Source organism: Actinomycetospora sp. ABD4_176, from assembly GCF_056311855.1.
Window position 1 is genome coordinate 3,446,747 of sequence record NZ_CM149974.1, and the last position, 22,987, is coordinate 3,469,733.

Genomic DNA, 22,987 nt, shown 5'->3' on the forward strand with positions numbered 1-22,987 from the left:
CGATGCCGCCGTCCGGGTGACGCCGAGCCCCCCGGGCACCCGAGCGCCGCGCGACCGCCCCGCCGCCGACGCCGACCCCGCCGCCGGATGATCGCGCTGGTCACGGCATCGGACCGGACCGATGTGCCCGGTCGCCCCGGCCGATCGACACCTTGTCCTCCCTGTACGCTCCGTGAACCATACGAGGCACGCACGGGCGCGGGTGGGAGCGCGGAGCCGAGGAGGTACGGCGCCATGCCGGAGGTCTGGCCGCTGGTCGGGCGCTCCGAGACGCTGTCCGCGATCGTCCACCTCGCCTCGACACGTCAGTGCGCCGGCGTGCTCCTCGTGGGCCCGCCCGGCGTCGGTCGCACCCGACTGGCCCGAGCGGCGCTGGCCGCGATCGCGACCACGGAGGGTCCCGAGGTCTCGCCCGTCTGGGTGATGGCGAGCCGCTCGACCCAGGACATCCCGCTCGGCGCGATGAGCCACCTGCTGCCGGGGACGGAGACGGTGCCGGACGGCGACGCGCTGACCGGCCACCTGCTGCACGAGGCGCGGCGCGCCCTGCGCCCCGAGCCCGGCACCCAGCTCGTCCTCGCCGTCGACGACGCGCACGTCCTCGACACGACCTCGGCGGTCCTGCTCCAGCAGCTCGCCGTCTCCGGCGACGCCTTCCTCGTGGTGACCGCACCGACCGGGCTCAGTGTCCCGGACCCGATCTTCGCGCTCTGGAAGGAGGGGCTGGTCGACCGCCTCGACATCGGTGAGTTCGACCGCGCCCAGAGCGACCAGCTGGTGGCCCGCGCGCTCGGCGGACACGTGGACGGCGCGGCCCTGCAGCGGCTGTGGCGGTACGCGCTGGGCAACGCGCTCTTCCTGCGCGAGCTCGTCGACGGCGCGCGCGAGAACGGCACCCTGCGCCAGCACGGGGCGGTGTGGCGCTGGGAGGGGCCGTTCGAGCCGTCGTCGCGGCTGGTGGAGATGGTCGAGGCCCGCATGGGCACGCTCGCCGCCCCGGAGCGCGACCTGCTGCGGCTGCTCGCGTTCGGGCAGCCGCTCGGCAGCGAGGTCGCGGCCGGGCTCGTCTCGCCGTCGGTGCTCGCGACGCTGGAGCGCCGGGGGCTCGTCGAGTCGCTGCGCGAGGGGCGGCGGGTGAACGTCCGCCTCAAGCACCCGCTCTACGCCGAGATCCTCCGCCAGCAGGCCACCCCGCTGCAGGAGCGCCAGGCCTACCACCGCCTCGCGCGGGCGATGGAGGCGCACGGCACCCGCCGTGGCGAGGACCGCAGCCGGCTGCTCGGGTTCCGGGTCGGCCAGGGCGAGGAGGCCGACGCGCACGAGCTGCTCGCCGCCGCCCGTGACGCGGCGGCCGCCGACGCGGGGCTCGCCGACCAGCTGCTGCGCGCCGCCGCGGACTCCGGCGGCACCGTCGAGGTGCGCCTCCAGCTCGCCCGCGCCCTGGTCGCCGCCGACCGCTTCAGCGAGGCCGAGGCGGTGCTCGCCGAGGTGGCGGCGCGCCCGGAGGCGGGCTCGGCCCCGGCGTCCGCGCTCGTCGCGTCCGCCCTCGTCCGCGTGCCCAACGCGGCCTGGGGCCTGCACGACGTCGTCGGGGCGCGCGACGTCCTGCGCGCCCTGGAGCAGACCGTCGCCGCGGGCGAGGCCCCCGCCGGCGTGACGTGGCTGCGGGCGGTCTCGGCGCTGCTCGAGGGCCGGCCCCGCGCCGCCCTCGACCGCCTCGAGCCGCTGCTCGCCCCCGACGCCGCCGACCCCGAGCCCCCCGAGGTCCGCGTCGCCGCGCTCTCGGTCGCCGCGTTCGCCGCCGCCCGCGCGGGCCTGCTGGGCCGTGCCCGGGAGCTCGTCGCGCGCGGCCTGCCGAGGATCGAGCGCGACGGCGACCCGAGCGGCGGCTGGCTGCGGTTCCAGTTCCTCGCGGCCTCCTGGTACGCCGACCTGCAGGCCGGCGACCTGGAGCACGCCGACGAGCTCGCCCGCGACGGGTACGCCGAGGCGCTGGCGCAGGGCCTGCGCACGCCGGTGGCCCTCTACGCGACGTGGCAGGGGATCGTCGCGGGCCGCCGGGGCCGGGTCCGGGCCGCCGCGCGCTGGCTGCGGGAGGCGGGGGCCGCGGTGTCCGCGTCGCGCTTCTGCTTCGCGGTGCCGCTGGCCGCCGAGCTGTCGATGGCCCTCGCCGCGTCCGGGGAGCTCGCCGAGGCCCGCACCGTGCTCGACACCGCCGACGACGTCCCCGGCGGCGGCCTGCTCAACGGCTGGCAGACCGCCGCCGGCGTCTGGCTGCTCGGCGTCGAGGGCCGGGTGTCGGCCGCGACCGAGGCCGCGATCGCCGCCGTCACCACGCCCGACGACCCCGGGCACCGGCTCCAGACACTGCACGCCGTCATCCGGCTGCGGGCCACCGGCGTGGTGGCCGACGAGCTGGAGGTCCTCGCCGCCGACCTCGACGGCGCGCTGCCGGCGGTGATGGTCGCCCACTCGCGGGCCCTGAGCGCGCGCGACGGCGCCACCCTCGATGAGGTCGCCGGGCGCTTCGCGGCGCTCGGGGCGCTCCTGCTCGCCGCCGAGGTGGCCGCCCAGGCGTCCGCGGTGCACCGCGCGGACGGCAGCACCGTGCCCGCGCGGGCGTCGGCGGCCCGCTCCCGCGCGTGGGCCCAGGAGTGCGAGGACGCGCGGACCCCGGCGCTGGGGCTCCTCGAGGCGTCGACGGAGCTGACGCGCCGCGAGCTGGAGATCGCGTCGCTGGCCGCGACCGGGCTGACCAGCAAGGCGATCGCCGAGCAGCTCGTCGTCTCGGTGCGCACCGTCGACAACGTGCTCCGCGCGGTCTACGCGAAGCTGGGCGTGTCCGGGCGCGGGGAGCTCTCGCAGGTCGCCGGTCTCCACGTCGCCCGCTGATCCCGGGCGTCAGGACCCGCTGCTGCCCGAGCCGCTCCCCGAGCTGCTCCCGCCGCCGTCGCTGGTGCCGCCGTCGGTGCTGCCGCCGTCGGTGGTGCCGCCGTCGGTCGTGCGCGAGGGGCGCGGCTCGGTGGTGCGGTACGTCGTGCGCTCGCTGCGCCCACCGCCGCCACCGCCGCCGCTGGGCGCCCGTCGGGCGGCACTCTCGCCCTGCCGGCTCCCGCCCGACGAGCCCGCGGCCGGTTCCCCGGCCGGCGCGGCCGGGGCCACGGGCGCGACCGGTACCGGCGCCGGCACCACGGCCGCGGGCGGCGGCGCGACGATCGAGGCGTCGGTGGGCGCCGGGCTCTCGGCGGACGCGACGCGGTAGACGTAGGTGCCGCCGCCGGCGAGCAGTGCCAGCAGCAGCGCGCCGGCGACGGCCATCGGCACGCGCCGGCGGCGCTCGGGCCCGGGCTCGGGGGCGCCCTGCAGCGCGGGGGCCGGCAGGCCGGCCGCCGGCGTCCCGGCCGGCGCCGGTCCGCGCCCCGGGACCGGCGGCCCGACGCCGGGCATCACCGAGGTGATGGGGACGCCGCCGACCACCGGCATCGCCCCGGACGGCGGGCCGGTGCGCCGCGGCGGCGGCAGCGTCCCGGGACGGCGGAAGGTGCCCGACGACGGGCCGGTCATCGGACCGACGGCGGTGGTGGCCGCCGCCGCGGTGCGCCACACCTGCGGGCCCGTCGTGACGCCGGGCGCGGTGCCGCCGTGGACGTACTCGGTGTGGGCCATGCCGGCCGCGCCCAGGACGATCGCGTGCTTGGGGTGGGCGTCGACCGCGGTCGGGCGCCCCAGCTCCGCGGACACCATCTGGGCCACCAGCGGGATCCGCGACGACCCCCCGACGAGCAGGACCGTCGTCAGCTGCTCGGGGCGCACGTTCGCCGACTCGAGCGCCCGGCGCAGCGAGGCGATCGTCGCCGTGATCGACGGGCGGATCATGTCCTCGAACTCGCCGCGGGTCAGCCGCACCTCGGTCTGCAGCGACGGCAGCATCACCGGGATCGTCGTCTCGGTGTCGGCCGAGAGGGCCTCCTTGGCGAGCACGCAGTCCTGCCGCAGCCGGATCACGGCGCTCGTCGCGTGCGGGTCCGACGGGTCGAGCGCGGAGACCGGGCCGCCGAGCACGCGGTCGACGTGGGCGAACACCGCCTCGTCGAAGTCGATGCCGCCGAGGCCCTCGATGCCCTCCGGCGTCCCGAGCAGCTCGAAGCCCTTCCCCGCCGTGCGCAGCACCGTGGCGTCGAAGGTGCCACCGCCGAGGTCGTAGACCGCGACCGTGGCGCCGTCCTCGAGACGCTCGTTGGTGGCGTAGTGGGCGGCGGCCGCCTCCGGCTCGGTGATCATCTGCACGTTGCGCAGGCCGGCCTGGCGCGGGATCTGGTCGAACAGCTCGCGCTTGTAGGGGCCCCAGTTGGCGGGGTGGGTCAGCGTCACGACGTCGGGCATCCCGCCCTCGCGCTCGCTGACCGCCCGCACGACGTCACGCAGCTGGCGGGCCATGAGGTCGCCGGCCGCGTAGGGCGAGCCGCCGAGGATCAGCGGCATCGGGTCGCCGAAGCGGCGCTTCACCTCGCGGGCGACGCGGTCGGGCTCCGTGGCCGCGCGCCGCTCCGCGGCGTCGCCGGTCAGGACGGCACCGTCCTCGCGGATGAGGATCACCGAGGGCACGGCGGCGGCCCGGTCGCCGAGGGTGGCCATCTCCACGCGGCCGTCCCGGTCGACCGCCGCGGCGGTGAAGGTGGTTCCGAGATCCACTCCGAGTCCGTAGCCCACCGGAATCTCCTCTCTCGCTCGTGCGGTCGTGGGGGTGTCGGGTGCGGGGTCGCGCCGGTCGTGTCGCCGGTCAGACGACGAGGTCAGACGGCGAGGTCAGACGGCGAGGTCGCCCGGGTCGGGCGGGTCGTGACCGGGGCCGTCGTCGTCGGGCTCCGCCGCGGCGGCCGTCCCCGGCCCGTTCTCGGCGGCGTCCGGGTCGGCGACGGCGGTGGTCGGGTCGGGGGCATCGGGGTCGTCGACGGGCTCCGGGCCGCCGGCGAGGTGCTCGTCCTCGGGCGACACCGCCGGCGCCGGGACCCGCGCCGGCGGTGTCGGCGGTGTCCAGTCGGGGAGGTCGTCTGGCGGGTCGACGAGCTCGTCGTCCGGCCCGTCGTTCAGCCCGCCGGCGGGCGCCGGGTCGCTGACGCCGTTGACGCTGCGGTCGTAGCTGACGGTGTCGACCGAGAAGCTGCCGTCGGGGTTCTCGACGACGTGCACCTGGCCGCGCTCGTGGATGAGCAGGTCGGTCTCGCGGGCCGGGGGCTCGGACACCGCGGCGTGGTGGTGCTCCTTGAAGACGTAGCGCCCACCGGCGTCGTCGGAGACCACCAGGTACTGGAAGGCGTCGACGTGGTAGGCCCCGTCAGCCACCCCGCTGACCACCTCGTTGACCACCACGTCCTGGTACAGCTCGACCGAGAGCCAGCCGTCGTCGACGCCCTGCGGGTCGAGCACGCGGAACGACTCCGCCAGCGCCGGCCCCTCGCCCGGCGGGAGCGGGACGTCGGGGGTCGTGTGGGCGACGGCGGCGACCGCGGGGCCGGCCGGGCCGTCGGTCCCCGCCGCGGCGGCGTCGACCTGGGTGCCGACGGCGATCGCCAACCCGAGCCCCGCGCCGGCCTTCGCCGCCCGGCGGGCGACCTCGCGGATGTGCGCCGGCGCGTCCGCCCCGTTCTCCTTCGCGCTGCGCAGCCAGTCGGGGATCACCCCGCGCACGTCGCGCTTCGCGGCCTCCCAGAGATGCGCGGGCATCCCGGGGGGCACGGCACCGGGGGTGCGGGCGACGGTCACGGCACGAGTCTCGGGCGGGGCGGACCGGGGGTCATGAGCAACGGCTACTCGGTTTCCGGTGCGGCCCGGCGGCGTGTTGCTCATCGCGGTCACCACGACCCGAGCGAGCCGACGACCAGGCCCTCGCAGGTGCGCACCAGGATCCGCGCGGCCTGCCGGACGTCGCGGGCCGACGCGGGGTGCTCGGCACGGCGCTGCCACTGGGCGAGCGCCGCGCGCGCCGCCCGCTGGACCTCCGCCGGCGGGGTGTCGGGCTCGAGCCCCAGCCGTTGCCGGACCTCGACACCCCCGCCGCCGAGCAGCCGCTCCGCGGACTCCCGCTCGGTCTCTGTGAGCATGAGGGACCCGACGCGCAGGCCGTCGAGCAGGCGGACCTCGGCGAACTCGTGCGCCCCGGAGTTGACGATCTCGAGCTCGTGCAGCAGCTGCTGGGCCGCCGGTACCGGGTAGCGCCGGATCACGGACTCGACGGCGAGCAGCGCCGACCGGGCCTTGAGCACCTCGGCGCGCCCGGCGAAGCGGCTGAGCAGCGCCTCGCGCAGGGGCTGCAGGCCGCTGCGGGTGAGCAGCTCGCGCGAGAGCGCGCCCGCGGTGCCGGCGACGCCGGTGTAGCGCAGGCGCACCGAGAGCCGGACGCCGAACAGGCCGAACCGGTCGAGGAGCGCGGCCCGGCGCGCGGGCGAGAGGTCGAGGTCGGGCACGTCCCGGTGCGCGAACCGGCCGGCGGTCAGCAACAGCGCCTCGACGTCGTCCTCCGGCGCCTCGGCGAGCTTCTCGACGGCGCGGAACTCGTCCTCGCGCAGGGTCGCCGCGGTGGACGCGAGGAGGCCCGCGACCGGGACGACGGTCTGGCACAGCGCCTGCACCCGCGGGTCGACGCGGTAGCGGTCGGCGACGCGCGCGGCGCTCTCGAGGGCGTCGGGGCGGCCGTGGCCCACCTCGTCGGCCCGGGCCAGGACGCCGAGGGTGTTGATCGGCCGGCGCTCGCTCGGGTCGTCGCGGAACGTCTCGAGGAACCGGATGTCGGACGTGTGGATGTGGCGCATGAGGTAGACGACGGCGTCGGCCGTGCCGGGGCCCCCGCCGTGCTCGTCCAGCGCCGTCTCGGTGCGCCGGGCGAGCTCGGTGGTCAGCGAGTCCATGCCCGGGGTGTCGATGAGGGTCATCGTCTTGAGCGACGGCGAGGGCCAGTCGACGACGAGACGGTCGATGTCCTGGGCGCGCATGCCACCGAGGTCGCTGTCGAGCAGGCCGCCGGCGGGCCCGGGCGGGAGCTGCCGGGGCGGGCCCTGGTGCGGGTGGGCCATGACCCGGTAGGTGAGGCCGTCGCGGTACCAGGTGACGACCCGCGTGCACTCCCCCGCGTCGGTGGCCGCGAGCTCCTGCCCGACCAGGGCGTTGAGCAGCGTCGACTTGCCCGACTTGATCCGGCCGGCGATCGCCACCCGCAGCGGTTCCTCGAGCCGGGCGGCCGCCGCCTGCAGACCGGGCAGCGCGGGCCCGCCCGCGTAGATCTGCTGGGCCTGCGCCAGGAGGCCCCGCACGCGGGTCAGCAGCGACGACGGCGGGGGCGGCGCCGGACGTGGCGGTCCGGGCGGTCCGGGCGGTCCGGGCGGTCCGGGCGGGGGTCCGGGGAAGCCGCGGGGCGGGCCACCCGGCCCGGGTGGGCCGCCGACGCCACCGGGTGGGCCAGCGGGGCGGCTCGGCCCACCGGGCCCACCGGGACCCGGGACGCCGCGGGGCGGGGTACCGGAGGGGCGCGGGCGGGGCCGGTCGTCACGGTTCACCGGGCGGCCCTGGCAGGTGCGGCGGGTGCGGCGACCGGCGTCGGGGCCGGGGTGGCGGCGGCGAGGCCGGAGGCGCGGGTGCGCTCCAGGTGGGCGGAGAGGTCCTCCACCCGTGCCTTGAGGGCGTCCAGGGAGGCCAGGTCGGTCTCGGCGCGGCTGCGCGCCCCGGTGTCCGTCTCGGTGGCCTTCGCCGCCTCCGTGGCGGCGGCGAGCGCCTCGGTCGCCGAGCGCTGGAGCTCGGCCACGCGCTGGGACCAGGCGTTGCGCAGCTCGCGCTGCACGTGGCGCACGGCGTCGCGCGAGTCCTTGCCGAAGTGCATGTTGAACTCGTCGACGAACCGGCGGACCGCCGCCTTGGCCTCGCTGCGGCGCTTCTCCAGGGCCCGCTTCTGCTCCTCCTTCCACCCCATCCGCCCGAGCAGCAGGCCCGGGATGAGCCCGAGCCCCATCGGCACCGGCAGTCCGGTCATGCTCGTCAGCATCGTGAACATGAGGAAGCCGCCGTAGGACTTCTGGAAGGCGGCCATCCCCGCGCCCTTCGCCTTCTTCTCGGCGAAGCTCGCGTCGGTCTTCATGCCGTCGATCAGCTCGACCGGGGCGGCGACCTCCCGCGCCCGCACCACCTGCGACTCCGCCATGTCGAAGTGCTGCCCGACGGAGATCGCGACCTCCTTCGCCCGCGTCACGAACAGGGCGTAGTTCTCCAGCGCCTCGCCGGCCAGGCGCTGGCGCAGCCACGCCTCGAACTCCTCCCAGTTCGTCGCCGGGTCGCCCTGGTCGATCGACTCCTCGGCCTCATGGACGACCTTGCGCGTGCGCTGGCGGAGGTCGAAATCGGTGTCGGAGGAGATGTCGGCGAAGCCGTCCTGCAGCACCGTCTGCCACTTCGACGAGCGCTCTCGCAGCGCGTCGGCCCGCTCCTTGGCCCGGGTCAGCTCGGCGACGAGCACCGCCGAGCGCTGCGGGTCGGCCAGGGCGGCGAGGCGGGCGCGCGCCACGGCCTCCATCTGCTCCACCGCGGAGTGCACGTGGGTGATCGCGGCGTCGAGGGCGAGGCGCTCCCCGCCGGCGACGATCTCGTTGAGGCGGGCGATCAGCGTCGGGAAGCCGGACTCGTTGTTCAGGTCCTTGCTCATCGTGCTCGCCGCGAGCGAGCGCACCTCCGACGACACCGCCAGCGACTCGATCTCGATCCCGGCCCGCCGCAGGTGCTCGCGGTCGCGCTCGAGCATGCGGTCGGAGTGCGGGTAGAGGTCGGTCTTGGTCAGGACGAACAGGACCGTCGGGCACAGTTCCTTCACCGTGCGCAGGAACGTCACCTCGCTCTCGGTGAGCTCCTGGCTGCAGTCGCTGACGAAGAGCACCGCGTGCGAGCGGGGCAGCGAACTGATCGTCGACGCGTTCGACACCGACCCGATGCCGCCGACGCCGGGCGTGTCCACGAGGACCAAACCGTTCGACAGGATCGGCCGGTCGAGGCCGACGGTGACGCGCCGCAGGCCGCGGTTGTTGCCCGGGTTGCCGGCCTCGGAGGCGTACTGCGCGACGTCCGACGGCGCGATCGTCTCGTTCCACCCGGCGCCCGCGGCGCCGGACGTCGGCTCGAAGACCGCGCTCGCGGTGAGGGTCTTGGCGTAGCGCACCTCGGTCAGCACGGCGGTGGCCACGTCGTCGTCGACGGGGCAGATCGGCGCGGTCAGCAACGCGTTGATCAGCGAGCTCTTGCCCTGCTTGAACTCGCCGACGACGTGCACCGTGATCGACGAGTCGCCGAGGATCTGCTTGGCGCCCCGGAGCCGCGCGACCAGGTCGTCGCGCTCGTAGGCCTGCGCGCCCTTGATCGCCATGTCGATGCTCTCGACGGCGTGGCGCGCAGCGGCGCTCTGCTTCTGCTGCTGCTGGACCGCCATGCCTCTCCTCTCACCCGCCCGGGGACGAGCCTCCGCCACCCGGGCGTGATCGTCATGAGCAGCGACTACTCATGTCCGGCGCGCCCACGGCCTCGACCGCGCGGGACGGCCCGGCACGGTCACGAGGACCGTGCCGGACCGTCGGTGCGGGTCGGTCGGGATCAGCCGTCGACGCTGTCCGAGCCGCCGCTGTCGCCACCGCTGTCGCCGCCGCTGTCGCCGCCGGAGCCGCCGGAGCCGCCGCCGCCGGACTCGAAGCCCCCGCCGCCGGACTCGAAGCCACCGCCGGAGCCGAGGTCGTCACCGCCGCCGCCGCTGCCGCTGCCACCGCCGACGGTCTCGAGGACGGGCTCCTCCTGCGGCTCCTCCTCGAAGCCACCGCCCGCGCTCGACGACTCGTCGGTCGGCTCCTCGGTGGACGAGCCGCTGCTGCCGCCGTTGCCTGTGCCGTGGAAGACCAGGTCGCCGCCTGCCGGCTCGATCTCGATCTCGCTGACCGAAGGCTCCTCGTCGATCCCGCCCCCGGGTTCCGTCACCGGCGCGGGTTCCTCGTCGATCGTCCGGGCGACCGGGGTGAGGTCGTCGATCGCCTCGTCCTCCGCCCGAGCGTCCTCGGCCTCCCGCGCCTGCTCGTCCTCCCGCTCCCGCTCCTGCTCCTCCGCCCGCGCCTGCTCGTCCTCCCGCTCCTGCTCGCGCTCCTGCTCCTCCGCCCGCGCCTGCTCCTCCGCCCGCGCCTGCTCGTCCTGCTCCCGCGCCTCGTCCTGCTCGCGCGCCTCGTCGTCCTCCGCCGGCGTCCGGGTCACCGGGCCCGGGGTGTAGATCTCCCCGTCCTCGTCGATGGGCGGCGGCATGGTCACCGCCGGGGGCGGGACCGGCTGGTGGTGCGGGTGGGTCTGGTACCACTCGTCCGGGTCCGGGCAGTACGGCGGCCGCGGGGCGTCGGGGCAGTAGTCCGGGTTGTAGCCCTCGGGGCGGTGGACCGGGTGGTAGCAGTCCGGGTTGTAGTGCGGGTGCCAGCAGTACGGGTTCTGCACCGGGTGGAAGCCCCAGGGGTTGTGCACCTCGTGGTAGCAGTGCGGGTTCCACACCGGGTCGTACTCGTACGGGTCGCCGTAGTGGCCGGAGGGCTCGAGGTTGTCGTAGAGGTAGCTGCAGTCGGGGCCGCAGTAAGTGGCGTGCGCGGGGCAGTTGTAGTCCCGCGGCAGGCAGCCCTGCTCGATGTAGGTGCTGCAGCTGTCGTAGGGCGGGCAGTCGTCCTTGATGTACTCGTCGCCCGGCGGCTGGTGGCCCCACTCGCCCTCGCCGTACTCGCCCACGCCGTACTCGTCCTCGGAGGTCGGCTCCTCGGAGGTCGGCTCCTCGATGATGGGCTCCTCGGGCGGCGTCTCCCCCGGCGGCGTCTCGCCGACGGGGGGCGGCGTCGTGGTGTCGTCGAGGTCGCTCGCCGGGTCGGCGATCACGGGCTGCATCGCGGGCTGGGCGGGGACGTTCGCGGGGTTCGCGGGGATGGTCATGTCGGTCTCGTTCCGTTCCGGGGGGACCGGTGTGCCGGGCCCGCTCTCTCGGTCGGGACAAGACTGCGGGCGCCGGTACCCCCCGGTCATGAGCAGCGGACTACTCGAAGGCGGCGACGACCGCCCGGGGACTACTCGGTCGGGCCCGCGCGGGACCCTCGCTGCGCTCGGGGGACATGAGTAGCGCTCGTCGCCCGGCGCCGGCGCTACTCACCGGGGCCGGGAGGTCAGCGCGAGCCGGGCCGGCGCCCCGCCGGGGTGTCGTGCTCGTCGACGGTCCGGGCGTCGACGGTCCGGGCGTCGTCGGGACCCGCGTCGTCCGGGGCCTCGACCCCCTCGACACCGCCGGCGTCGTCGCCGGCCACGGCGGCCGGGGTCTCCTTGGCGTGGACGACGAACCACGCGACCCACCCCGCGGCGGCGACCCCGACGAAGCTGACGAGGCGGTAGAGCAGGACCGCCGCGAGGGCGGGGTGCGACGGCACGCCCCCGGCGACCAGCGCGGCGAGCAGCGCTCCGTCGACGAGACCGAGCCCGCCGGGCAGGAACGCCGCGCTCGAGGCCGCGGTGGCGGCGGCGTAGGCGACGAGCACCAGCGCGAGCGTCATGCCCTCCGCCCCGACGGCGGCGCAGCAGGCGGCGAGGCAGGCGATGTCGAGCAGCCAGTTCGCGAGCGCCGCGCTCCCGACGACGACCCGCCCGCGCCCGCGCAGCTCGATGAGCTGCAGCGCGGCGATCTGGTCGGCGAGCTCGGCCACGCCCGTCTCGCGCGGACGGTGGCGCACGCGGTTGACCAGGCGCAGGCCCCCCGAGCCCGCGGCGACCAGGAGCCCGGGACGGCGCGCGACGACCACGACGCCCGCTCCGAGGGCCGCGACACCGAGGATCTGCAGCACCAGCCAGGTCAGCGAGGTCGGCCGCCCGCCGACCACGAGCGCCGAGCCGAAGGCGATCGCGGCGAGCGCGAGGGAGGCCGCGACCCCGCCGGCGACCATCGTCCACGTCGTCGCGGGCACCGTGGCGCCCCACGCGCGGCGGCGCTTGTAGGTGTAGGCCGTCGACAGCGCGGCACCGCCCGGGACGGTCAGGTGCAGGGCGTTCGCGGCGAGCGTCGCCATCGTCACCGCACCGAGCGACACCCGCACCGACGCGGCCACCAGCAGCCGGTGGTGGAGCACGGAGAACGCGACGAGCGCCCCCGCCTCGGCGGCGACGGCGACGACGACCCACCAGGGGTCGGCCTCGAGCAGCGCGGCGCCGGCGGCCTGGACCGTCGGCCAGACGATGACCACGCCGGTGGTGACGACGGCCGCCACGAGGATGCCGGTGGTGATGCGCAGCACACGGCGGGTCCGCGGGGTGGCGCTGGTCAGGCCCGTCGACGCGGTGGTCACGGTCGCGCTCACCCCTCCAGTGTCCTCCTGCCGGCCCGATCACCGGTGGGTGACCGATCACGCCCGCGGGCACGCGTGGCGCCGACGGAGACCGCACGACCGGTCCGGGCCCGGCGACGAGCGGTCCGCGCGTCGACGGGGTGAGCCCGCACCGCAGCGGTGACATGCTGCCCGACGACGTCGGCGCCCCGACGTGCCCCCGGTCGATCGAGGAGGACACCCGCGATGAGCCGCCGCGTGGACGCCGACCTGCTGCTCGTCGGGAGTCTCCCGGTCGACTCGCCCGACGACGGCTTCCGGGCCGGCGCGGAGCTGTTCGCCGACCGCGTCGCGGCCCTGCCCGACGGGGAGTCCGGGGCGCGCGGGGCCTGGGTCGGCTACGACCGCACGACCCTGCTCGAGCCGCACCCCGACATCACGGTGATCGCCCCGTCGCCGTCACCGACCGGCCTCGCCCGCCACGCCTACGACACCGCGCGCCTCACCGTCGCCGACGGCGTCGAGACCCTGCGCTTCGACGCGTGGCCGCGGGTCGGCGAGACCCTCGCCTCCTACGAGCGCTTCGTGGCGCTGCGGGCCGACGGGGTGATCCCGCCGGACCTGCGCTTCCAGGTCGGCCTGCCCGGCCCGTCGAGCGTGTTCACCGGCGCGTTCAAGGACGACGACGCCCGCAACTGGGCGATCGTCGGCCCGGCGCTCGAGGACCTGTGGTCGCGCGCGGTCGACGAGCTGCTCGCGACGATCCCCGCGGACGACCTGGCCCTGCAGTGGGACCTCGCCTACGAGGTGATCGACCTCGAGGGCGTGCTCGGGTGGACGGCGGGGGACGCCTGGGAGCGCTTCGCCGGGCCCTGGTCACGGCTCGCCCCGCGGGTGCCCGAGGACGTCCTCATGGGCCTGCACCTCTGCTACGGGACGTTCCCCGAGTGGCCGATGTTCGAGGCGCGCGACATGGGCCTCATCGTCCGGATGGCGAACCACGCCGTCGCCCGTGCGGGGCGCCCGCTCGACTGGGTCCACCTCGCCGGGCCCCGCTACCTGCGCAGCGAGGACGACGCGTTCTTCGCCCCGCTCGCCGATCTCGACGTCCCCGACACCCGGGTCTTCCTCGGCATCGTGCTGCCGATCGACGGCGCGGACGGCCTGCGGCGCCGGCAGGCGACCGCCTCGCGCCACCTCGCCGACTTCGGCGTCGCCCAGTACTGCGGCATGGGCCGGCAGCGCGGCGAGGACCCCGCGGCGACGCTGCGCGAGCACGCCGCGACGGTGGCCGCGGTCCGCGGCTAGGGGCAGGATCGGGCGCGTGGTCGGGATCGTGGAGGTCAGCCCGCGCGACGGGCTGCAGAACGAGCGGGCGCTGCTGGAGACGGGCGCGAAGATCGAGCTGATCGAGCAGGCCACGGCGGCCGGCGTGCGGCGCATCGAGGCGGTGTCGTTCGTCCACCCGAAGCTGGTGCCGGCGATGGCCGACGCCGAGGCCGTCATGGAGGGCCTGACCCGCGCCGACGGGGTGTCCTACATCGGGCTGGTGCTCAACCGCCGCGGCTACGACCGGGCGGTGGCGGCCGGGGTCGACGAGGTCAACGTCGTCGTGCCCGCCTCCGACGGGTTCGCCAAGGCCAACCAGAACTCGACGACCGCGGCCCTCACCGCGCTCGCCGAGGAGATCCTCGCCGAGGCCGCCTCGCGGGACCTGTTCGCGTCGCTGACGATCGCGACGTCGTTCGGCTGCCCGTTCGACGGCGAGGTGGACCCGGACCGCGTGGTGGAGGTGGCCCGCCGGGGCGCCGCGGCGGGAGCGAAGGAGATCGCGATCGCCGACACCATCGGCGTCGGGGTGCCGACCCAGGTGCGCACCCTGCTCGACGGGGTGCGGGCCGTGGCCCCGGACGCGCTGATGCGGGCGCACTTCCACAACACCCGCAACACCGGCTTCGCCAACGCCGTCGCCGCCCTCGAGTGGGGCGTGGACTGGCTGGACTCGTCGAACGGCGGGATCGGCGGCTGCCCGTTCGCCCCGGCGGCCACCGGCAACATCGCCACCGAGGACCTCGTCTACCTGCTGCACCGCATGGGCCACCCCACCGGCCTCGACCTCGACGCGCTGCTCCCGATCGCGGGCTTCCTGTCCGACCAGCTCGGCTACCGCGTCCCCGCCCTGCTGCCGCGCGCGGGCACCTTCCCCTCCTGACCTCCACGCCGAAGGAGACCGATCGATGAGCGAGCTCGAGCAGCTGTCCATGCTGGTCGGCGGCAAGCCGACCGGCGCGATCTCCGGCCGGACGTTCTCCTCGGAGAACCCGTACACCGGGCAGCCGTGGGCGCTCATCCCCGACGGCGGGACCGAGGACGTCGACGCGGCCGTGGCCGCGGCCCGCGCCGCGCTGGACGGCGAGTGGGGGCAGATGACGGGCTTCGCCCGCGCCGCGCGCCTGCGCCGCCTCGCCGACCTCATCACCGAGAACGCCGAGCGCCTCGCCCGCCTCGAGGTCAACGACTCCGGCAAGCTCTACCGCGAGATGCTCGGGCAGCTGCAGGGCCTGGGCGGCTGGTACCACTACTACGCGGGGCTCGCGGACAAGATCGAGGGCGCGCAGATCCCCTCGCCGAACCCGAACTACCTCGTCTACACCCGCCGCGAGCCGGTCGGGGTCGTCGCGGCGATCACGCCCTGGAACTCGCCGCTGCTGCTGATGAGCTGGAAGGTCGCGCCGGCGCTCGCGGCCGGCTGCACCGTGGTCGTCAAGCCCTCGGAGCACGCGCCGGGCTCGACGCTCGGGTTCGCCGAGCTGATCGCGCAGGCCGGCATCCCCGACGGCGTGATCAACGTCGTCACCGCGGACTCCGGCGAGGTCGGCGCGCACCTGGCCGCGCACCCGGACGTCGACAAGGTGGCGTTCACCGGCTCGACCGCGACCGGGCGCAAGGTCGCCGCCGCGGCCGCCGAGAAGCTGCACCCCGCGACGCTGGAGCTGGGCGGGAAGTCGCCGCAGGTCGTGTTCCCCGACGCCGACCTGCAGGCCGCCGCGAACGGGCTGGTCGCGGGGGTGTTCGCCGCGACCGGGCAGACGTGCATGGCGGGCTCACGGCTGATCGTGCACGCCGACGTCCACGACGAGCTGGTGCGGCTGGTGGCCGAGCGCGCCTCGCAGATCAAGCTCGGCGACCCGTTCGGCGCGGACACCGAGATGGGCCCGGTCGCGAACCGGATGCAGTACGAGAAGGTCGTCGGGTACCTGTCCACGGCGCGCGAACAGGGCGCGACGATCGCCTACGGCGGGTCGAGCGAGGAGTCGCTGGGCGGCTACTTCGTCCAGCCCACGGTGCTCTCGGTGAAGCCCACCGACACCGTCTTCCGCGAGGAGGTCTTCGGGCCGGTGCTCGCCGCCACCACGTTCACCGACGAGGACGAGGCGATCAAGCTGGCCAACGACACGCCCTACGGCCTCGCCGGGGCGGTGTGGACCAAGGACGTGCACCGCGCCCACCGCGTCGCGGCGCGGATCAGGGCCGGCACGGTGTGGATCAACGCCTACCGCGTCGTCGCCCCGAGCGTGCCCTTCGGCGGCTTCAAGGACTCCGGCGTCGGGCGCGAGAACGGCACCCACGCCATCGACGCCTACCTCGAGACCAAGGCGGTCTGGGTCGAGCTCACCGGCGGCACCCGCGACCCGTTCACGCTGGGCTGACCGTCCTATGTGAGCACTTTCCGGGCCTATAGGCCCGGAAAGTGCTCACGTACTGGCGCGGCGCTCCAGGAGGGGGTCGAGGCGGAAGGGCACGAGCTGGCGCATGACGAGCGCGGTGGAGGTCCGCTCGACGCCGGGGACGGCGAGCAGGCTGCCCGCGACCGTGTAGAGCGCGTCGGCGTCGCGGGCGACCACCTGGACGAGCAGGTCGTCGTCGCCCGCGAGGCCGACGACCTCGACGACCTCGGGGATGCGCGCGAGCGCCGCCGTCACCTCGGAGAGCCGGCGCTGGTCGACGCGCGTGGTGACGTAGGCGCGCAGCGGGTGGCCGAGGGCGGCCGGCTCGATGCGGCGCCCGAAGTCGCCGAGCACCCCGCGGTCCTCGAGGCGCGCCAGGCGGGCCTGGACGGTGTTGCGGGCGAGCCCGAGACGTTCGGCGAGCGCGACGACCGTGGCGCGCGGCTCGGCCGCGAGCGCCTGCAGCAGCCGCGCGTCGAGGGCGTCGACGGGTTCCATCCTGCTCACTCCCGCGGGGTCGCGACGGCGTCGCGCTGACCATAGCGCTCAACATCGCCCGGCCCGCTTGCGCAGTTCGACGCCATGACGAACCCTTTCCGCACCGAAGTGGACACGGCAGTGGACACGGCAGTGGACCCCGGAGGCCATCGATGACATCCACGCGTCCCGCCCCCGCCCCGACCGCGGACCCCGGGGGAGAGCGCGAGGCGCTGCAGGCCGTGGAGGACCGGGTGCTGTGGCTGTCGACGGCGATCGTCGACCACGCCAACCGCGTGCGGCCGAACCCGAGCGGGCTCAAGGTCGGCGGGCACCAGGCGTCGTCCGCGTCGATCGTCTCGATCATGACCGCGCTGTGGTTCCACACGCTGCGCCCCGACGACCGGGTGTCGGTCAAGCCCCACGCGTCGCCGGTGCTGCACGCGATCAACCACCTGCTCGGCGAGCTCGACGCGTCGTACCTGACGACGCTGCGCGAGGCCGGCGGGCTGCAGTCCTACCCCTCGCGCTCCAAGGACCCCGACCCCGTCGACTACTCCACCGGCTCGGTCGGCATCGGCGCGACCGCCCCGATCTGGGGGACGATCGCGCGCCGCTACGTCGACGGCATCTCGCACACCGCGGGCACGGGCCGGCAGTTCTCGCTGGTGGGGGACGCCGAGCTCGACGAGGGCGCGGTGTGGGAGGCCGTGCTCGACCCGATGGTCCGCGAGCTCGGCGAGATCTGCTGGATCGTCGACTTCAACCGCCAGTCGCTCGACCGCGTCGTCCCCGACATCTCCGCGACGCGGCTGCACGGCCTGTTCTCCGCGGCGGGGTGGCAGGTCATCACCGTCAAGTACGGGCGGCTGCTCGCCGAGCTGTACGCGAAGCCGGGCGGGGAGGCCCTGCGCCGGCGCATCGACGAGATGACCAACCCCGAGTACCAGCGGCTGCTGCGCTGCACCCCGCTGCAGCTGCGCGAGCGCCTCCCCGGCGACGGGCCGGACGCCGAGGCGATCTCGGGCCTGCTGCGGGAGGTCGACGACGGGGCGGTGCACGCGGCCATCCGCAACCTCGGCGGCCACGACCTCGGCGCGCTCGCCGACGCCTACGACGCCATCGACGACGCCCGCCCGACGGTGATCTTCGCCTACACCGTGAAGGGCTACGGCCTCGCCACGCAGGGGCACCCGCAGAACCACTCGAGCCTGCTCACCGAGACCCAGATGCGGGCGCTCGCGACGGGGCTGGGCACCGACCTCGACGACCCCTGGGCGCCGCTGCCCGACGGTCCCGCCGCCGACCTGTGCCGCACCGTCGCCGAACGCCTCCGGCGCCGCCCGGCCACCCCGGCCGCACCACCGGAGGTCCCCGCCGACCTCGACCGCACGCCCACCGGCACCGGCCACACCCAGCAGGCGCTCGGCCGGGCGCTGCTGGACCTGACGCGCTCGGCGCCCGAGGCCGCCCGCCGGGTGGTGACGGTCAGCCCGGACGTCACGTCGTCGACGAACCTCGGCGGCTGGCTGAACAAGGTCGGGTCGTGGTCGCCGCACGAGCGCCGCGACTGGTTCGCCGACGACGCCGAGACGATCCTGCACTGGCACGAGCTGCCCAGCGGACAGCACATCGAGCTCGGGATCGCCGAGACCAACCTCGTCGGGCTGCTCGGCGAGCTCGGGGCGACATGGTCGCGGTGGGGCGAGCCGCTGCTGCCGATCGGGGTGCTCTACGACCCGTTCGTCTCGCGCGCCCTCGAGCCGTGGGCGTTCGGGATGTACGCGGGCGGGCAGTCGATCCTCGTCGGCACGCCCTCCGGGGTGTCGCTGGCGCCCGAGGGCGGCGCGCACCAGTCGATCACCACGCCGTCGATCGGCCTCGAGCAGCCCGGCTGCGTGGCGTTCGAACCGGCGTTCGGGGTCGAGGTGGGCTGGTGCCTGCTCGACGGGCTGGCGCGCCTCGGCCGGCCCGGCGGGTCGTCGACCTACCTGCGCCTGTCGACCGTGCCCGTCGACCAGAGCCTCGCCGACGTCCCGAGCGATCCCGCCGCCCGCGCGCAGCGACGCCGCGAGGTCACCGCCGGCGCCTACCTGCTGCGCCGCGCGCCGGGCACCCCGCAGGTGACGATCGCGGCGATGGGCCCGCTGGTCGGTCAGGCGCTCGCGGCCGCCGACCGCCTCGGCGACCAGGGCGTCGGCGCCGACGTCGTCGTCGTGACCAGCCCGGACCGGGTCTTCCGCGCCCTGCGCGCCCGCACCGCGGCGACCGGGCCGACCGAGGACGCGCCGAGCTGGGTCCTCGACGCCGCCTTCCCCGCCGAGCGTGCGGCGAAGCTCGTGACGGTGCTCGACGGCCACCCGCACACGCTGGCGTTCCTGGCCGGCATCCACCGGGTGCGGGCGGCGCACCTGGGCGTCACCGACTTCGGGCGGTCGTCGGACCTCGCCGCGTCCTGGACCCACCACCGCCTCGACACCGACGCGATCGTCGCCGCCGCGCTGACCTGACCGCCCGGGAGCGGCCCGGGAGCGGCCCGGGGCGGCTCACGGCGGCGGGAGCGCGCCGGCCTCCCGGAGCCGGTCGATCACCTCCGGGACGTCCCGGAAGGCCGCCTCCACCTCGGCCGGCGACACCACCTCGTGGGCGTTCGCGGCGAGGTAGTCCCGCACGGCCGCATCGAACCGCTCCGGCCCGGCGTCCTCGCGTGCCGCGAGCAGCGCGGCCGCGCCCTGCTGGTAGACGCCGCGGTAGTAGGCGCCGAAGCTGCGCTCGCCCCAGTAGCCCATGCTCTCGCCGAGGTCGCCCTCGACGCGGGCCGGGACGTCGTCGGGATCGGGCCCCTCGCCCTCGCCGGCGACCAGCTCTTCGGCGTAGGTCGCGAACGCCTCGTCGATCCAGGGGTCGCGGGCCTGGTTGTTGCCGACCAGCCCGTAGAACCACTGGTGCGCCAGCTCGTGGGTGGCCAGGGCGGGGAGATCGTCCTCGCGGGTGTCCCCGAACTGCAGCGCGGTCGGGAACTCGATCCCGGACGACTGCGACGGCGCCACGGCCACCCACAGGTCCGGGTAGGGGAACGGTCCGAACTGCTCGACGAGGCGGTCGACCGCGGTCCCGACGACGTCCGCCCACTGCTCGGGCGGGACGCGGGTCCCGTCGACCGGGGTGTAGAGGTGCAGCCGGGTCCCGCCGAGGTCGCGCTCGAGCACCCGGTAGCGGCCGGCGGCGACCGCGACGTCGCGCACGGCCTCCGCGGTGAAGCGGTGGGTGGTCGTGCCCGGCCGCGGCCCGGCCTCCGTGCCCGCGGGCTGCCCGGTGCCGGCGACCTCCATCCCGTTGGGTGTCGTGACCCGCAGCGAGGCCAGACGGAAGTCCTCGCTGGTCGCGGTCTCCCCGGCGATGGAGACCGCGTCCTCCCGCGCCCAGCCCTCGCCCCGGACCCACGCGAGCAGCGGGAAGCCGCTGCCCCACCACGCCGTGCGGGTGGAGGGCGAGGTCCCGAGGCGCTCGTCCGCGTCCTCGCCGAGGCGCAGGGCGAAGGTGAGCTCGGCCCGGACGGTCGTCCCGGGCGCGATGCAGGCCGGCAGCGGGAGCTCGACCAGCGTGCCCGGCGCGCCCTCGGCCGCCCCGGCCGGCAGCACCACGGGCGCCACCGGCCGACCGTCCACGGCGGCGCTGGTGACCGTGAGGGCGTTGCCCTCCCGGGCAGGGGACGGCGCATTGGGCCAGCTCCGGAACACCAGCTCACACACGGGCAGGTCCGGGGTGAACGCGACGGTCTCCCGACCGGTGACGAGCCCCATGTCGGGAGGGACGTCGAACGCGAGGTCGACCACCGGACGCTGGTCCGAGGGCGCCGCGTCGGCCCGCGACGGCCCTCCCGGTGCGTCGCTGCACGCGGCGAGACCGAGCAGGACCAGGGTCGCCAGCAGGGCCACCAGCGCGGTGACGGGCCGGGCGCGTCCCGCGCTCACCGGGCCGGCCGGCGCGTGACGGCGCGGGCCGCACCCCGGGAGAGCACGGATACGACCGACTCGAGGGGTCCACGTCCGGCCGTCGCCCGCCAGCCGAGGGCGAACAGGACCGCGACGACCGCCTGGACGACATAGCCCGGTACCGGCGCGAAGGTGTCGAAGTCCGAGCCGATGAACAGGATGTGCACCGTGTAGAGGGTGAGGGTCAGGCCGCCGAGGGCGGCCAGCGGGGCCCGCAGCGCACCGGCCGCGACGCGCGCCCCGGGCCGGGCGACGTGGTCGAGCAGCAGCATGAGCCCGAGCACCGCCAGCGCCACGCCCGTCGTGTGGACGAGGTCGGGCGGGGTCGAGGAGTGCGGCGTGGCGACGGTCAGCCACCACCAGGAGGTGGGCGGTGTCGTCCCGGCCGGACCGACCGTGAGGTACTCCTGCAGCAGCGCGGGCGGGATGCCGTTCGCGGAGGCGTCCGCCTGCAGCGCGGCGAGCCCGCCGAAGCGCTGGAGGGCCAGCCACGAGCCGAGCTTCGCCGCGACCGCCGCGACCGCACCGCCGACGAGCAGGACGCCCGCGACCCGCACCGACGACAGTCGCATCCGCCCGACCGCCATCCCGACGCAGAGGTAGGGCAGCCACGACAGCGCGGGGTAGTACCCGGTGAGGCCGAGCTCGAGGAGCACCGCGGCCGGGTCCGCGACGAACGCGCCCAGGGTGACGTTGTCCAGGTCCGCCGGCGGCAGGTACCCGCGCAGGACGTGGCTCGCGACCGGCACGGCGACCATCCCCACCACCCCGAGCGCCAGGAGCGACCAGCGGTCCAGGAACACCAGGGGCACGGCCAGGACGAACAGCAGGGAGTAGTACGGCAGGATCACCGCGGCGACCTCGGCGTCGACGCCGCCGAGGGCCAGGCCGAGCACGCCGAGCAGCAGCGCGCGGGTGATCAGCGAGGCGGCGGCGCCCGCCCCGTCGGCCGCGCGGACGCGGCTCCGGCCGGTGAGGACGGCGATCCCGACACCGGCCAGCACAGCGAACAGCGCCGCCGAGCGACCCTGGAAGATCTGGCCGACGAGCGTGGGGCTGCCGGCGGCGTCGACCACGACCAGCGAATGGACGGCGACCATGCCCACGAGCGCGACGCCGCGGGCGGCGTCGAGCCCGGTGCTCCGCGCGGGCGGGCGGGCGTCCTCGCGGTCGGGACCGGGAGCGGCCACCGCGGCTGCTGCTCCCCGCGCGTCGCGTGGCGACGCCGGCTCCGGCTCCGGCTCCGGCGCCGACTCCGGCGCCGGCTCCGGCCTCGATGCCCGTTCCGGGGCGTGGGACGGGGCGGCGAGGACGTCGAGACGCACCAGGCCGTTCCGCTCGGGGCCCACGCGCGGGCTCGGGAGGTCTGGCGGGGCCGGCACGGGGGGCAGGGGCTCGGTCGGCCGGTCGGTGGAGCCGTCCGGCCCGCGGCGGGGACGCGGGCTCGGCCGGGGTGCCCGGTCCGGGCGGGGTGAGGGACGGGGCAGGAAGACCGTCGGCCCGTCGGCGCCGTGCCTCCCGTCCGTGGAGCGGCGGGGGGCGCTCACCGGCGGCCCGCCGGCAGCGACGCGCCCTCGCCGGGGCGCACGAGGACGTCGGCACCGAGGTCGTGCGGAGCCCGGTGCGCCGGCGCCCCGTCCAGCGTCAGCGCGGTGCACCGCACCCCGCCACCGCCCTTGCGCAGCTGCGCGGTGCCGACCTCGTCCACCGCGTAGCCACGGTGGCGCAGCTCGGCGGCCAGCCGCGGCGCGCCGTCGGTCATCGTGACGGTCCGGCCGTCGCTGACGAGGTTGAGCGCGAACGCCTCCGCGTCGGCCCGCGTCACCTCGACGAGGTCGATGCCCTCGATGTCCGCGAGGAGGGCGAGCCGCTGCCGGCTGGACGCCTCGAGACCGTCCGGGAACCAGGCCACCGTGGTCGCGTCCACGACACCGACGGCCAGATCCAGGTCGTACCACTCGGGGCCCGCGGTGCGCAGGGGCAGGATGGTCCGGCCCAGGTGCTCGGCCAGGAACGGCAGCATGCGGGCGTCGGTGCGGCGGCCGTGCGCGGCGAGCAGCAGGTTCCCGCAGGCCAGGACGTCGCCCTGCCCGCTGAACGGGAACGGCGCCTCGAGGACCGTGAGTCCCAGGTCGGCGAGGGCCCGCCGGTGGTGGGGGATCTCCCCGCGGCGGGGCGCCGGCGGGTCGCCGAGCACGGCGACACCGTCGACGACGACCGCGCCGTTGGCCGTGTAGACCATGTCGGGCTGTCCGGCGACGGTGGGCATGCGCTCGACGGTCCGCCCCGCGGCGAGGTGGGCGTCGACGAGGGCCTCGTGCTCCGCGGCCGCCGCCGCGGGATCGGGCTGGTCGGTGGTGTCCATGTAGGGGTTGATCACGTCGTCGATCCGGAAGTGCCGGGCGTCCGACACGAGCAGGTGCGTGTTGAGCACGAATGT

The 22,987-nt window shown here is 76.0% G+C and carries 15 protein-coding genes; 5 read left to right on the forward strand and 10 right to left on the reverse strand.

Features of this window, described 5'->3' with window-relative positions; genetic code table 11:
- Positions 1-234 precede the first annotated feature (234 nt).
- The gene (locus ACYX4T_RS16735; protein ID WP_476010425.1) at positions 235-2,892 is read left to right on the forward strand and encodes a helix-turn-helix transcriptional regulator; all 2,658 of its coding nucleotides are present in this window, start codon (positions 235-237) and stop codon (positions 2,890-2,892) included.
- Between the two features lie 9 nt (positions 2,893-2,901).
- Here the strand turns inward: ACYX4T_RS16735 and ACYX4T_RS16740 are convergent, their stop codons facing one another.
- The 6 genes from ACYX4T_RS16740 to ACYX4T_RS16765 form a co-directional block, all read right to left on the reverse strand.
- Positions 2,902-4,710 carry an Hsp70 family protein gene (locus ACYX4T_RS16740; RefSeq protein ID WP_476010426.1) on the reverse strand — a complete coding sequence of 603 codons (1,809 nt, stop codon included), beginning with the start codon at positions 4,708-4,710 and terminating at the stop codon, positions 2,902-2,904.
- A gap of 96 nt (positions 4,711-4,806) precedes the next feature.
- Positions 4,807-5,763, reverse strand: a complete 957-nt coding sequence (locus ACYX4T_RS16745; protein WP_476010427.1) for a hypothetical protein — start codon at positions 5,761-5,763, stop codon at positions 4,807-4,809.
- Positions 5,764-5,852: 89 nt separating this feature from the next.
- Positions 5,853-7,307 carry a dynamin family protein gene (locus tag ACYX4T_RS16750; protein ID WP_476010428.1) on the reverse strand — a complete coding sequence of 485 codons (1,455 nt, stop codon included), beginning with the start codon at positions 7,305-7,307 and terminating at the stop codon, positions 5,853-5,855.
- A 239-nt stretch (positions 7,308-7,546) separates the two neighbouring features.
- Positions 7,547-9,460 carry a dynamin family protein gene (locus ACYX4T_RS16755; protein WP_476010429.1) on the reverse strand — a complete coding sequence of 638 codons (1,914 nt, stop codon included), beginning with the start codon at positions 9,458-9,460 and terminating at the stop codon, positions 7,547-7,549.
- 161 nt (positions 9,461-9,621) lie between these two features.
- Positions 9,622-10,974, reverse strand: a complete 1,353-nt coding sequence (locus ACYX4T_RS16760) for a hypothetical protein (protein ID WP_476010430.1) — start codon at positions 10,972-10,974, stop codon at positions 9,622-9,624.
- Between the two features lie 227 nt (positions 10,975-11,201).
- On the reverse strand, positions 11,202-12,380 hold the full coding sequence (locus ACYX4T_RS16765; RefSeq protein ID WP_476010431.1) for a lysylphosphatidylglycerol synthase transmembrane domain-containing protein: 1,179 nt from the start codon (positions 12,378-12,380) through the stop codon (positions 11,202-11,204).
- Between the two features lie 213 nt (positions 12,381-12,593).
- On the opposite strand from ACYX4T_RS16765, the gene ACYX4T_RS16770 reads away from it, so the two are divergent.
- The 3 genes from ACYX4T_RS16770 to ACYX4T_RS16780 are packed head-to-tail and all read left to right on the forward strand — an operon-like array spanning position 12,594 to position 16,057.
- A complete protein-coding gene (locus ACYX4T_RS16770) occupies positions 12,594-13,655 on the forward strand; it encodes a hypothetical protein (protein WP_476010432.1) in 1,062 nt (353 codons plus the stop codon).
- Between the two features lie 16 nt (positions 13,656-13,671).
- A complete protein-coding gene (locus ACYX4T_RS16775; RefSeq protein ID WP_476010433.1) occupies positions 13,672-14,559 on the forward strand; it encodes a hydroxymethylglutaryl-CoA lyase in 888 nt (295 codons plus the stop codon).
- A gap of 25 nt (positions 14,560-14,584) precedes the next feature.
- On the forward strand, positions 14,585-16,057 hold the full coding sequence (locus ACYX4T_RS16780) for an aldehyde dehydrogenase (RefSeq protein WP_476010434.1): 1,473 nt from the start codon (positions 14,585-14,587) through the stop codon (positions 16,055-16,057).
- 45 nt (positions 16,058-16,102) lie between these two features.
- Here ACYX4T_RS16780 and ACYX4T_RS16785 read toward each other — a convergent pair whose 3' ends face one another.
- Positions 16,103-16,573, reverse strand: coding sequence for an Lrp/AsnC family transcriptional regulator (locus ACYX4T_RS16785; RefSeq protein WP_476010435.1), 471 nt, complete (start codon positions 16,571-16,573; stop codon positions 16,103-16,105).
- Positions 16,574-16,725: 152 nt separating this feature from the next.
- On the opposite strand from ACYX4T_RS16785, the gene ACYX4T_RS16790 reads away from it, so the two are divergent.
- A complete protein-coding gene (locus ACYX4T_RS16790; protein WP_476010436.1) occupies positions 16,726-19,062 on the forward strand; it encodes a transketolase-like TK C-terminal-containing protein in 2,337 nt (778 codons plus the stop codon).
- Between the two features lie 36 nt (positions 19,063-19,098).
- On the opposite strand, the gene ACYX4T_RS16795 is transcribed toward ACYX4T_RS16790, so the two are convergent.
- From ACYX4T_RS16795 to ACYX4T_RS16805, 3 genes are all read right to left on the reverse strand, one after another.
- On the reverse strand, positions 19,099-20,526 hold the full coding sequence (locus ACYX4T_RS16795; RefSeq protein WP_476010437.1) for a M1 family aminopeptidase: 1,428 nt from the start codon (positions 20,524-20,526) through the stop codon (positions 19,099-19,101).
- Complete coding sequence (locus ACYX4T_RS16800; RefSeq protein WP_476010438.1) at positions 20,523-21,737, reverse strand: heparan-alpha-glucosaminide N-acetyltransferase domain-containing protein; 1,215 nt, start codon at positions 21,735-21,737, stop codon at positions 20,523-20,525. Before ACYX4T_RS16800 ends, ACYX4T_RS16795 begins: the two co-directional genes overlap by 4 nt.
- 353 nt (positions 21,738-22,090) lie before the next feature.
- Positions 22,091-22,981 carry a dimethylarginine dimethylaminohydrolase family protein gene (locus tag ACYX4T_RS16805; RefSeq protein WP_476010439.1) on the reverse strand — a complete coding sequence of 297 codons (891 nt, stop codon included), beginning with the start codon at positions 22,979-22,981 and terminating at the stop codon, positions 22,091-22,093.
- Positions 22,982-22,987 lie beyond the last annotated feature (6 nt).